The 14,733-nt window shown below is 42.5% G+C and carries 3 protein-coding genes; 1 reads left to right on the forward strand and 2 read right to left on the reverse strand.

Features of this window, described 5'->3' with window-relative positions; genetic code table 11:
- Positions 1–2: 2 nt before the first annotated feature.
- Positions 3–11,012: a PKD-like domain-containing protein gene (locus tag P2W72_RS12730; protein WP_276363155.1), complete on the reverse strand. Its 11,010-nt coding sequence runs from the start codon at positions 11,010–11,012 to the stop codon at positions 3–5.
- A gap of 271 nt (positions 11,013–11,283) precedes the next feature.
- The gene (locus P2W72_RS12735) at positions 11,284–11,712 is read right to left on the reverse strand and encodes a response regulator (RefSeq protein ID WP_276363159.1); all 429 of its coding nucleotides are present in this window, start codon (positions 11,710–11,712) and stop codon (positions 11,284–11,286) included.
- A gap of 173 nt (positions 11,713–11,885) precedes the next feature.
- Between P2W72_RS12735 and P2W72_RS12740 the strand changes: the two genes are divergently transcribed.
- Positions 11,886–14,696, forward strand: coding sequence for a S8 family serine peptidase (locus P2W72_RS12740; protein WP_276363161.1), 2,811 nt, complete (start codon positions 11,886–11,888; stop codon positions 14,694–14,696).
- The last annotated feature ends 37 nt before the right edge of the window (positions 14,697–14,733 follow it).

The following is a 14,733-nucleotide window of genomic DNA, read 5'->3' on the forward strand; positions in this document are numbered from 1 at the left end:
AATCAACGTTTCAGGATCATATATCCTTTGTTCATAGAGGTTATTTTCTGGCCGTTAACCGTACGTTTGGTTGTGATCAGATAATAATAAACTCCATCTACAAGCGGACTGTTGGTATTTGACAGAAGACCGGTATTGGCAAAGCCTTTGAATACTCTGTCGCTTTCATTATAGCCGTTAATTTTAAATACCTGATTGCCCCATCTGTTGAATATTAATACTTCATTATCAGGGAAGGAAATTATATTGTCAATTTTAAAGAAATCATTGCCAATTCCGTCGTCATTAGGTGATAATAGAGGATCCGGACGGATATCATTATTAGCCGGAAGATTATTATTCAATGTCGCCGGATCTGTATCGACCGGAGGGTAAATGTCAAGAATGTTAACGACGGCTCCGGTACCAATTCTTACCAGGGGATCGGAAGTGGATGAAATACTAATATTGATATTTTCTGTTCCTTCCTTTTCATCATCTGTAAGGGCTGCAATAGTAATTTTCTGAGTAGTCGTTATTTTTCCTTTAGGTATTCGTATTTCCCGATATTGATCCAGAAGTGCGTAATCCCGATTATTTGTTGCAGTTCCTTTGTAGGCTATTCTTATGGTAACATCACTTCTGAAAGGACGAATCAGTCTGGCTGTAACTGCAGTTTTCCTGCCTTCAGAAACACTGCTTTGTGCCGGTGTCAGATTGACAATGGTATTCGGAATGACATCAATAATCAGCTTGGCTGTTTCACACATACCTGTAGTATTGCAAACACGATAAGTTACAGTCTCAATTCCCCAGAATCCTACATTTGGGGTATAGGTAAATTGTCCTTCACTGTTAAAGCTGATCGTTCCATTCTGAGCAGTAGAAATTAATGTAAAGCTGATCGCTTCCTTTTCGCGGTCATAATCGTTTAATGCCACACTACCTGATACAGGTATTTCTTCGTCAGTTTTGAATAAGTCATTTACAGCAACCGGAGGGCAATTTCCAGCCATTACTTCACCGGAAATACTGAGGGTACAGCCTTTAGCATCAGTAACCAGAAGTTCATAAACTCCGGGTTTAAGGTTGTTGATGGTATTCTCTTTACTTGCAATACCTTTCCATATCAGATTGTAAGGTTTAGTTCCACCTGTAATTTCAGCGGTAATTGTACCATCAACAGATGATTTACAAATGGTATTCCTGACATTTAGAGTAGCTTTTAATATTTCAGGTTCAGCAATATTTATAATCTGTATTGCACTACAACCGTTTGCATCAATTACGGTTAATGCATAAGAAATATTTGGAGCAAGGTTTTGCAGGTCTTCAGAAGTTTGGTTGTTTGACCATTTAAAGCTGTAAGGCAAAACACCACCCGTTACCTTGACATCAATACTGCCATCCTTACCTCCAAAACAACTAACATCGGTTTTGGTATAAGAGATTTTGATTGGTGCAGCCGGCTGTTTAATGGTGATTGATTCAGTATAGCTGCAGCCTTTAGAATCTGTAATCGTCAGGGTATAGGTACCTGCTGTAAGATTTTTTAAATCTCTTGTGATTTGTCCATTTGACCAGCGATAAGTATAAGGAGCAGTACCGCCTTCAGGGGTAGTATTGATGGAACCTGTATTATCACCATAACAGGATACATCGGTAAGGATATATTTCAGACTTATCGGACTTTCAGGCTGGCTAATTAAGATATCAGGTGCGATCAAAGTGATACATTCCGGATATTGCGCATCTCTTACATATACCTGATAAGTGCCCGATGCCAGGCCACTGAACTTTTTATTGCTTTGCCAGGTTTTACCTCTGTCAATACTATATTCATAAGTCCCGAATCCTCCGGTAACCGTACCCACCTGAATTGCTCCGGTATTTTCGCCGTAGCAATTAATATCAATACTTGTTGCAGTTGCCTTGATAGCGGCAGACGGTTGAACAATGGTTGCAGTTCCTGTTCCGGTATTGGTACAGGAAAGGCCATCAGAAACTGAAAGTATTTTATAAGTTCTGGTAGAATCTGAAGTGACGTTGAATGTAAAGTTGCTGTTTCCTATGCGGGAAATGGTTACCGGAGTTTTTCCGTCAGTATAGGTAATTGTCCATGGAGCCAACCCTGTAAGTTTTACATTCAGCGTACTTGTAGATCCATAACATGCCGTTTTTCCTCCACTGATTGTGGCAGTTGGCAATGGATGAATTATAATTGTGTATTTACTTGCAGGTCCGGCACAACCATCATAGGTAGGTATAATGGTATAAGTAATGGTATCAGGAACAGACTTAGTATTGATAAGGGTCTGCACCGGAATTTTGTTTGTACCCCGTATCGCATAGCCTTCCAATCCGGAAGGTGCATCTGATGTCCATGTAAAACTGGTGCCCGGAATATCTGATGTTAGTAAAACCTCTTTTGAATTTGATCCGGTACATAGCGATTGACTTAATGAAGTATTGCTTAATCTTGGAAGTGGTTTTACCGAAATAGTGAAGCTTGAAGAAGGTCCCTGGCATCCATTCAAAATAGGTGTTACAGTAATTATTGATTGAATAATGCTCGTTGATTTATTGGCGGCAGTGAACACCGGAATTTCTCCGCTGCCACTGGCTGCAAGACCAATGGATAGATTTGAGCCGGTCCAGGTATAAGTAGTTCCCGGAGTATTGCTGCTAAAGTTTATTACTGAAGATTTAGTTCCTGCACAGAGAATCAGATCTGCAGGTACAATCACTCTTGGGGTTGGATTAATTGTAATGGTAAAGTTATGCTCAGGTCCCTGACATCCATCTAAAGTCGGAACAACAGTAATAACTGCGGTAATAGGCAGATCGGTATTATTGATTGCATTAAATGAAGGAACATTACCGGTACCACTGGCTGGCAGTCCAATTTCAGGTCTTGAATTAGTCCATGTGATTGTAGCTCCGGGAGGTGTACTGTAAAAATAGCTTTCCGGTATCGCAGCTCCATTACAGTAAGTCAAACTTTCAGGAACAACCAGAGCAGGTGCCGGATTGATTTTTACTTCAAATACTCTGGCAATACTTACGCAGGAGTTCAGCATTGCTGTTACTGCATAGTTCCCAGACATTGAAGGGTCTGAATTGGGACGCGTTACAGATGGGCCAATGGCTGTAAAGCCTTTTGGTCCTACCCATTTATATGTTATCTGAGGATCAGGATTCAAAACGGAAAGAACCAAGGGTTCTCCCGCACAAATCGGACTATACGTATTGACAGATGGTGAAGGAGGTGCTCCGGGACTTGAAATAGATAATATTGGACCAATAGCCAGACATCCGTTTGAATTCCTTACTACCACAGGGTAACTTCCTGCCTCCAGACCGGTAAAATTACCCCCATTCTGAACAAAAGTATTTCCACCATCAACAGAATATTCTAAAGGTTGGGTACCGCTTGCAGTGATCGTGATTGTTCCGTCTTTGATGTTACAGATTGTTTCATTAGTTGCAATTGCTGCTGAAATGATTGGTAATGGATTGACCGTAATGCTATAACTTATTGCTTCACCCTTGCATCCGTTAACTGTAGGTATTACGGTAATGACCGCGGTTATTACTGAACCTGTTAAATTTGCGGCCTTAAAACTTGGAACATTTCCGGTTCCACTTGCTGCCAGTCCTATTGCCGTATTCGAATTTGTCCAACTGTAACTGGTTCCACTAATGTTGCTTGTGAAATTACTTGAAGGAACAATCTCATCAGCACAAATAACTGAACTGGCCGGCACTTTAATTACCGGCAAGGGATTAACGGTGATTGTATAGGTATAAGTTTTTCCGGTACATCCGTTTAAAGTCGGAGTTATGGTAATGATTGCAATAATTGGCAGATTGGTATTATTTGTAGCGACAAATGCAGGAATATTTCCGCTGCCACCTGCAGCCAGGCCGATCTCAGGTCTTGAGTTTGTCCAGGTGAAGTTTGCACCCGATGGAGTACTACTCAATATGTTCTCAGGAATAGGAACTCCCTTGCAATAGGTTTGATTTTGTGGAACAGTTAAAGTTGGGAGCGGGCTAACTACAATATCAAATGAGTGTGAATCACTTACGCAGGAGTTAAGCGTAGCTGTTACCGCATAAGTTCCAGACATTGAAGGGTCTGAATCAGGACGTGTGATGGATGCACCGATAGCTTTAAAACCCAAAGGTCCGGTCCATGTATATATCGCCAACGGATTGGGATTCTTCACAGAAAGAATCAGAGTGGTACCTTCGCAAACCGGATTAGCATAAGTATTAACCGATGGAGGAGGAGGAGCGTCAGGACTGGAAACAGATAATGTAGGTCCGGAAATAATACAACCACCTGCATTGCGAACCATTACGGAATAGCTACCTGCAGGTAAGCCTGTAAAATTACCATTATTACGAATAAAAGTACTTCCTCCATCAATCGAGTATTCCAATGGCTGCATTCCGGATGCAGAAATTATAATAGTTCCATCTTTAAAATCACACTGAGATTCGGCGGTTGCAACCGCTGATGTAATTACCGGAAGAGGATTTATAGTTATGGTATATTTAACTGGTGTTCCGGAGCATCCATTTAAAACAGGAGTTACTGTTATGGTAGCTGAAACCGCAAAAACGGATGAGTTAAGCGCAGTAAAACTTGGAACGTTGCCTGTTCCGCTCGCCGCCAGTCCGATTGCCGTATTCGAATTTGTCCATCGGTAGGTAGTACCCTGAATATTACTGGTAAAATTGCTTGATTCTATGATTTCTCCTGCACAAACGATGGAGTTGCTTATACCACTGATTATAGGCTGAGGATTGATGGTAATGGTATATGTTTTTGCAGGACCTGCACATCCATTCAGTCTTGGAACTACGGTAATGGTTGCTGTTATTGGTGAGGAAGTATTATTTACAGCGGTAAAGCTGGGCACATTGCCTGTGCCATTTGCAGGCAGCCCGATTGATGTATTGGAATTGGTCCAGGTAAAGCTGGCGCCTGCAGGAGTGCTTCCGAAGTTTTGTGCAGATACTGTTGCTCCTGCACATATAATAAAGCTTCCCGGAACAATTACTTCAGGTAGGGGATTTATGGTGATGGTATAGCTTGAACTTGGCCCAGCACAACCGTTAAGAGTTGGAGTAACAGTTATCGTAGTGCTGATTGGAGCAGAGGTGTAATTTATTGCAGTAAATGCAGGTAGATTTCCACTGCCGCTGGCCGCCAGTCCGATTGAGGTATTGGAGTTGGTCCAGGTAAAGGTGGTGCCGGCTGAGCTGCTGCTGAAGGCAGTAATATCTACTGATGTTCCGGCACAGAGTGTATAGTCGATGGGTACATTTACTTTAGGTAAAGGGTTTACAGTAATGGTATAGGTAACAGAGGGTCCGCTGCATCCGTTAAAGTATGGAGTTACGGTAATATTTGAACTGATACTTGCAGTGCCGTTATTGATAGCGGTAAAAGAAGGTACGTTTCCACTGCCGCTTGAGGCCAGTCCTATTGCCGTATTGGAATTGGTCCATGTGTAGGTAGCTCCGGCAGGGGTACTGATAAAATTGCTTGCCGGTATTGTTGCACCTGAACATACGTTCTGATTAGCAATTGCTGAAATAACCGGTAATGGATTAACTGTAATGGTAAAGCTGACAGCCGGTCCTGTACACCCGTTTAATACCGGAGTAATTGTAATTGTTGCGGTTATTGTTGCTGATGTGGTATTAACCGCTGTAAATGTCGGCATATCACCGGATCCACTGGCCGGCAGTCCAATGGCAGTATTGGAGTTGGTCCAGGTGTAGGTTGCTCCTGCAGGGGTACTGGTAAAGCTGCTAATCGGGATTGTTGCACCTGCACAATAGGTCATATTTGCTGGTACTGTAGCAATTGGCAACGGTTTTACGGCTATTGCAATGATCTTTGCAGCACTTACACAAGAACCAATCCGTGCCGTTACGGCATAATTGCCTGACATGGAAGGTGCTACGTTTGTTCTTGAAATACTTGTTCCTGTAGCAGTAAATCCTAAAGGTCCGGTCCAGGTATAGGTTGCCAGAGGATTCGGATTCTGTACAGACAAGACGATGGTGCTGCCTTCGCAGGTCGAAGAAGTATAAGGATTAAGGGCAGGCATTGGTGGTGCACCCGGACTGGAGATAGATAAAATTGGTCCGGCGATCACACATCCAGAAGCATTTCTTACCATCACAGAATAACTGCCGGCAGCTAATCTTGTAAAGGAGCCGTCATTTTGAATAAATGTACTTCCTCCATCGATAGAATATTCAAGCGGAGCAGCCCCTGAAGCTTTGATGGTTATACTTCCGTCTGCAGCGTCGCAAACTGTCTCATTTACGGCCACAGCAGAATTGATCACCGGTTGAGGGTTGATCGTTATAGTATATGATGACGGAGGCCCGGTACATCCGTTGATAGAAGGGGTTACAGTAATGGTTGTTGTAACAGGCGATGTTGCGGTATTCACAGCGGTGAAGCTGGGTACATTCCCTGTTCCGCTTGCCGCCAGTCCGATGGTGCTATTGGAATTGGTCCAGGTATAGGTAGCGCCTGCCGGACTGCTGCTGAAACTGGAAGAGCTGACCGTTGCTCCGGCACATACAGTAAATCCTGACGGCAGGTTTACAATGGGTTGTGGACTCGCTGTTATTGTATAAGAAGAAGGGAGCCCTGCACAACCATTAAGGTACGGTGTTACAATAATTGTTGCACTGATACTGTTTGTTCCTGAATTAACAGCTGTGAAAGATGGTACATTTCCGGTACCACTTGCTGCCAGTCCGATAGCAGTGTTGGAGTTGGTCCAGGTATAGGTAACCCCTGCCGAACTGCTGCTGAAGTTAGATGCGGCCACATTAGCTCCACCACAAACGGTGAAATTATCAGGCACATTCACCCTCGGTAAGGGATTGACAGTAATGGTATAGGTAGTCGGAGGTCCGGTACAGCCATTAAAATAAGGTGTAACAGTAATTGTTGCACTGATACTGCCGGTTCCTGAATTAATTGCTGTGAATGATGGAAGATTTCCGCTTCCAGCCGCCGCCAGTCCGATTGCGGTATTGGAGTTGGTCCAGGTAAAGGTAGCACCGGGTTGATTACTGCTAAATATCGGAGAACCTACCATTATCCCTGAACAAACAGCAAAGCTTGCAGGTACAGAAACTGTAATTTGCGGGTTTACTGTAATGGTATAGGAAGACGCTGGCCCAGCACAACCATTCAGAATAGGTGTTACCGTAATTGTTGCAGTAACAGGTGCCGATGAATTATTCGCTGCAGTGAAGCTGGGAACATTTCCTGTTCCGCTTGCTGCCAGCCCGATAGCCGTATTGGAATTGGTCCAGGTGTAGGTTGCGCCAGCAGGAGTACTTGCAAAACTGCTGATCGGAACCGTTGTACCTGCACAATAGAGCATGTTGGATGGTAAGGTAACTACAGGCAGGGGACTAACTATTAATGAAATAACTTTTGCACCACTTACGCAGGAACCGATACTTGCCGTTACTGCATAATCTCCTGACATTGATGGATTGGCATAAGGTCTGGAGATACTTGTCCCGGTAGCAGTAAATCCTAATGGTCCGGTCCAGTTATAGGTTGCCAGCGGGTTTGGATTTTGTATAGATAAAACTAAAGTACTTCCTTCACAAACCGGAGATGTAAACGGGGTAATAGTAGGGATTGGTGGTGCTCCCGGACTGGATACAGACAAAGTTGGTCCTATCAGTATACATCCATTGGCATTCCGTACTCTTACTGCATAGCTTCCTGCCATTAAACCGGTGAATTTTCCACCATTCTGAAGATATGTACTTCCACCGTCAATTGAATATTCCAGCGGGCCGGCTCCGGTGGCTGATATGGTTATTTTTCCATCACTTGCATCACAAAACGTTTCATTAACCACTACGGCAGAACTTAGCTGAGGATATGGATTAATCGTAATGGTGTATGAAGATGGTGGCCCCGCACAGCCATTCAGGTAAGGTATTACTGTAATAGTTGCAGTTTGAGGTGATGCGGTATTGTTTAAAGCAGTAAAGCTGGGCACATTACCTGCTCCACTTGCAGCCAGCCCTATAGAAGTGTTCGAATTAACCCAGGTAAAGGTAGCACCGGCCGGACTGCTGCTAAAGTTTGAAGGTGAAATTGTTTCACCCGCACATACCGTAAAGTTGTTAGGCAGGATAACGGCTGGTTGTGGATTAACGGTTATCGTAAAACTTGAGCTCGGACCTACACATCCATTGAGGGTGGGGGTTACGGTTATGATAGAACTGATAGAAGCAGTAGTATTGTTTACAGGGGTAAAGGCAGGTAAATTCCCTGTTCCGCTTGCTGCCAGTCCTATGGCAGTATTTGAATTAGTCCAGCTATAAGTTGCTCCGCCCGGTATACTGCTGAATGTTTTTGCCGTTGTTAAAGTTCCTGCACAGACCGAATAATCGGCAGGAACATTTACTTTAGGTAAAGGATTTACTGTAATAGTATAGGTGGTTGATGGTCCGGTACATCCGTTAACTGTTGGGATTACAGTAATAGTTGCACTGATACTTGTGTTACCCGTATTTACAGCAGTAAAAGAAGGTACGTTTCCACTTCCGCTCGAAGTCAGTCCTATTGCAGTATTGGAATTTGTCCAGGTATAAGTAGCTCCGGCAGGGGTGCTGCTGAAATTACTTGCCGGTATCGTTGTACCTACACAGAAACTCTGATTTGCAGGTACTGAAACAACAGGAAGAGGGTTAACCGTAATGGTATAACTTGCTGTCGGGCCGGTACAACCATTAAGTTTAGGGGTTATTGTGATTGTTGCAGTAATCGGTGCTGATGTGGTGTTAACCGCTGTAAATGTTGGCATATCGCCTGAACCGCTTGCTGCCAGTCCGATGGCTGTATTAGAATTGGTCCAGGTGTAAGTTGCTCCTGCAGGGGTGCTGGTGAAGCTTCCAACCGGAATAGTTGCACCGGTACAATAGGTCATATTTGCGGGTACCGTAGCAATTGGAAGTTGACTAACATTCAGTTCAATAATTCTGGCATCGCTCACACAGGAACCGATTTGAGCAGTTACCGCATAATTTCCAGACATGGATGGTGTTACATTTGGACGTGAAATACTTGTTCCCGTCGCGGTAAATCCTAAAGGTCCGGTCCAGTAATAGGTAGCCAGAGGATTCGGGTTTTGTATGGATAAAACCATCGTACTTCCTTCACAAACAGGATTTGTGAATGGGTTAATATTTGGAACCGGCGGGGCTCCCGGACTGGAGATGGATAAGGTCGGTCCGGCAATCACACATCCCGAAGCATTTTTTACCATCACAGAATAACTGCCGGCCGCCAGCCCGGTAAAAGAACCGCCATTCTGAATAAATGTACTTCCTCCGTCGATGGAATATTCGAGCGGAGCGGCACCGGAAGCAGTAATGCTGATGCTACCGTCACTTGCATCACAATACGTCTCATTTACGGCAACAGCAGAGTTTATTACCGGTAAAGGATTAATTGTAATGGTATAGGTTGAGGGCGGCCCGGTACATCCGTTAATAGTTGGGGTTACAGTAATGGTTGCTGTAACCGGTGAAGTTGTCGTATTCACAGCAGTGAAGCTGGGCACGTTGCCTGTCCCGCTTGCTGCCAGTCCAATGCTGGTATTGGAATTGGTCCAGGTATAGGTAGCACCTGCCGGACTGCTGCTGAAACTGGAGGAGCTGACTGTTGCACCGGCACATACAGTAAATCCTGCCGGCAGGATTACTGTGGGCTGTGGCTTAACTGTTATGGTGTATGAAGATGTTGGACCCGCACAATTATTAAAGTAAGGTGTTACAATAATTGTTGCACTGATGTTACTTGTGCCGGTGTTAATAGCTGTGAATGCAGGCACATTTCCGCTGCCGCTCGCAGGTAGTCCGATGGCTGTATTGGAATTGGTCCAGGTATATGTAGCTCCTGATGGAGTACTGCTGAAACTGCTTTCAGCGATATTTGCACCGGCGCAAATGGTAAAGTTTGCCGGAACAGTTGCTACCGGCATTGAATTTACAGTTAAAGTTGCAGCCGTAGAAGTGCTTGATCCGCAGGCATTGCTAACAATCACATCATAAGATCCGGCATCAGTGAATGCAACAGCAGCGATGCTTAATGTTGCTGAAGTTTGGCCGGAAACATTTACACCATTTTTGCGCCACTGATAGGTAACCGGAAGTACACTGGTAACAGAAACGCTCATTGTGAGCCCAGAGCCAAGGCATAAAATCTGGTTTGCCGGACTGGTGATAATCGGACTGGAGTTAACGGTTACACAGAAAGTACTTGAATATTTATCCAGATCATCAATAACTCCTGCAGTTCCACCACAGATATTATCAACTAACGCTCTGTAACATCTTGACTCAGTCAGGTTAGTATAGTCAAGTGTGTTTGAGTACTCACCAGGATTTATATTTTTAACTACCGTCCAGTTTTCAGTTCCTGCAGGGGCAGACTCCCATCTCAACACAGGCCCTGTATTTCCGGTTATCATCAGCGTACCACTTGCAGGGGAACAATAAGTTGCCGTACCGGATATTGTTCCTCCTGAAACACTTGATTGACTTTGAGCATAATACAGATATACAGGTTCCGAAGTGCTGGTACATACCGGTGAACTATCATCTACAATCCTTCTGATTCTGTAATCTCCTGAAGCAAAGGCATTCTTGTTTAATATGAAACTGGTAATATCGTTTTTAGAAAGTTCGGATGTTGTGATGGGAGAATTAGAATCATTGACAATCGCGGAATATGGAACACCACTGAAAGATACTTCCCATCGATAGGTTTGACCATTACCCGGAATAGCAGAGTCCGGTTTAATGGCCTGATAACTATTATTTCCGCATGCTGTATTGTAAATAGGCTGCCCGCCGATAAATTTTACACTGTTAGGAATACACTGAGCGGATATTTTTGAATACCCGAGAGCAGTAATGAAAAAGAATAAGATTAATTTCCGGTAAATTAACTTCATACTGCATTTATGAAATATTATAGAGTCTTCATTGATTTTATATGTACGTAAAGTTGTGGTTAAATGTTACCGGAATTGTATTTTAATTAGGAACAAATAGTCATTCAGGCTATTGTTAAAAAAGATCATCGGGGATCTTAAATGAAAAGGCAATTCTGAATTTAAGATACTATTGAGAACAGGATGAATTTGAAGGTCAGCCTGAGATTAACGACGAATATTTCTGTTTCTGGTGTTCAATTTGAAAATCCGGATATAAAAGAGGATCAGATTATGAATATGAAAGGTTTGACATGGAAAGATTTTGGAGATATTCAGTGCTTAAAGATGTGGTCAGAAAGTCAATTACAAAGGGATATTGTTTTGCCCGTTCGTAATCTGCTTCATTAACTGAATTAGATGTAATAATTATTCTGGCATTCTTAAAATGTGGCCAGATGTCTGCTGAAAAGTGATGCAGAAATTCCCATCCATCCATAACCGGCATGTGCAAATCAAGAAAGATAAGCCAGGGATAACTGTTAGATGTCAGGGTATTTTCGCTGATCAGATTTTTGCAATAATCAAGTCCTATCTTACCGTCCAGTGCTGTAATTACCTCTTCTGAAATACTTGATTTATTCAGAATCCGATTCTGAATAAATAATGTTAATTCATTATCGTTGATACAAAGTATTCCTTTTAATCGTTCAGCATGCATACAATCCAGTAAATATTAATGTGTTCTTATTTACGTTGATTGAGAAAAAAAGTTTCATTCAACTTAAATTTATAAATCAGAAGGCCCTTCTGGTATTAGCCCTGCAATATGCATTCAATAAATAATGAAAAACATAAAATCTATATTGATTTTGCTATTTTTGAGAAACGCTCATGATGAAGACCCTTTTATTGCTTTTGTGCTGCTTACTTGTTATTACGGCGTTTGCGCAAAATGGTCCTGACTCCGGGAAGAAAACTTCATTTAAGTTGCCTCAGGGTGTAACTGAGAAGGATTATTTACCGGGTGTTGTTATTGTTAAATTCAAGAAAGGTAGTACGTCGGGTCAGATTAATTCAGTTAGTTCTTCTTTTATATCCAGGCAAGTGGCAGGCAAAACTGCCGATGCCGGTCAGATCAGCCGGGTCTTTAAGAACTCAATCAAGGCTCAGACAGCAGAGCCAATACAACGCAGGGTGATCGAAGATACGATAGGACTTGACAGAGTCTATCATTTAAAGTTCGATCCGGCAACCGGCGTTGAGAAGGTAATCAATGAATTACTTAAAAATCCTCTGATTGAATATGCAGAACCAAGTTATGTTTATTACGCATCTTATATCCCTAATGATCCTTTTTATTCCGGCAATCAGGCTTATCTCAGGCAGGTAAAGGCAGAGCAGTCGTGGGATCTGATACGTAATTCATCGAATACCATCATTGCCATTGTAGACACGGGTACTGATATGGATCATGCAGATCTTAAGGCAAATATTCTCTCCCCTGGAATAGATCTTGTGGGTGCAGACTTTGCCAATTCAATTGAAGATAATGATCCGGATGTAAAAAGTGACTCTGCCGGTCATGGTGTAATGGTAAGCGGTATTGCCTCTGCAATTTCCAACAATGGTTTTGGTATTGCCAGTCTGGCATCAGATGCTAAATTAATGATAGTGAAAGTTTCTGCAGATAATAGAGCAAGAACGATTTACAGAGGCTATGAAGGGATTAAATATGCTGCAGATAATGGGGCACATATTATAAACTGCTCCTGGGGCGGGCCAGCCGGAGGATTCTTCGGACAGGATATCATTAATTATGCTTTTTCAAAAGGATGTATGGTCATAGCCGCAGCCGGAAATTCAAGCTCTTCCCAAATTGATTATCCTGCTGCATTTCAGGGGGTAATTGCTGTGGCCAGTGTAGATATAAATGATAAAAAGAGTAGTTTTTCTAATTATGGGAATTCTGTAACCCTCTCAGCTCCCGGTGAGATATTTACCACATCAAACGGAAATAAATTTACTAATACTCAGGGAACATCTTTTTCGACACCTTTAGTTTCAAGTGCCGCAGCATTGGTTAGGTCGAAATTTCCTCAATATGATATGTTTCAGATTGGGGAACAATTGAGGGTTACAGCAGATAATATTGATTCTGATAATCCTGCATACGCAGGTCAGATGGGTACAGGCCGTCTGAATGTATTTCGTGCTCTTACTGAAAATTTACCATCTATAAGATATCAGAATATTACACTGGTCGACAAGGGTAAGGGTGCAATCCCGGTTGGAGATACGCTGAAAATATTTCTGGATATTGAGAATTTCCTGTCGCCTGTTTCCGGCTTAACAATAAAACTGAGTACAGCTAATCCTAATATTCAGGTCATTAATGAGCAGTTAATACTTGAAAGTATTGGCACAAAAGAACTAAAGACGATTGGCCCTTTTCAGGTATTTATAAAACCCGGGGTCACAGATAATGAGCCGGTTGATTTTAAGCTGACTTATACTTCAGGGACTACCTATTCCAGTTCAGAACAATTTCAGGTCCTGGTTGCCCGCGATTTTTTAAATGTTGAAGTTAATCAGGTTTCATCAACAATAACCAGTAACGGGCGCATTGGATACAGAGATTTTTTAGCTCAAAATGGTTTGGGTTTTATGTATAAGTCTGAGCCAATGTTATTCGAAGCCTCACTGATGATAGGAAACTCTCCAACCGCAGTTTCAAATAATGTAAGATCTCAATCTGGCGAATCTGACGAGCATTTTATTAAACATGTACGTGTTTTCAATGATACCGATCCCGCGTCAGCATTTCTGGCACGTTCGGAGTTTGATGACTCAGGAAATCCGGGTCGTTTAGGTTTGAATATCAAACATAATGTAAGGGCATTTTCTGCAGCACCGGATGATAAATACATCATTGCTGAGTATGAAATTCAAAATACCGGTCTGAATACATTAAATGGGGTATATGCCGGTCTATTTACAGATTGGGATTTAGACCTCAATGGTAGTGATGTGACAAAATATGATGCGGTTAACAGATTGGCCTATGCTTTCGGTAAGTTTGGGAAAACTCCTTATGCCGGGGTGAAACTACTCAGTAAGAGCATACAGGCAGTATATTATCCTATGACTTATTTAGTTAATGGTGATCCTCTTGAAAGTGACAATGAATTTACTTTAGCTGAGAAATACCAGGCCCTTTCAAGCGGAATAAAGGCTATGGGTCTTGGCGATAATGCTGCAAATGGCTATGATATATCGTTTGTCAGTGGTTATGGCCCATTCAATCTTCCTGTTAATGGCAATGCTAAAGTTGCATTTGCATTGATAGGAGGCGATTCATTAAGCGATCTGCAGGCAAGTGCTGTTGCAGCTCAAACTAAGTATGATGAATTGAACAAAACTCCGGTGATAGGTACTTCGGATAGTTTTGTTCTCAGGCAGAATTTCCCAAATCCGGTGGCAGATAAAACGGAAATCGATTTTAGTTTGGCGCGACCAGGATTAGTTAAGTTAGTATTGTTCAACGTAACGGGGCAGGCAGTCAGGGAATTGTTCAGAGGAAACCTTGCTGAAGGCTATTTTAGTGTTAGAGCCGATCTTTCCGGACTGGATCCGGGAGTATATCTTTATAAAATGATGTTTGAAGGTGAAGAAAAGACTCTGAAATTGCTGATTTCAAGATAGGATGTAATATTTTCTCTGCTTATCTCCTGAAAATTAA

Source organism: Daejeonella sp. H1SJ63 (genome assembly GCF_029360775.1).
GTDB lineage: Bacteria > Bacteroidota > Bacteroidia > Sphingobacteriales > Sphingobacteriaceae > Daejeonella.

Excerpts from the sequence above, each read along its gene's own strand:
- P2W72_RS12730 (WP_276363155.1), bottom strand. The coding sequence starts at position 11,012 with ATGAAGTTAATTTACCGGAAATTAATCTTATTCTTTTTCATTACTGCT.
- P2W72_RS12735 (WP_276363159.1), bottom strand. The coding sequence starts at position 11,712 with ATGCATGCTGAACGATTAAAAGGAATACTTTGTATCAACGATAATGAA.
- P2W72_RS12740 (WP_276363161.1), top strand. The coding sequence starts at position 11,886 with ATGATGAAGACCCTTTTATTGCTTTTGTGCTGCTTACTTGTTATTACG.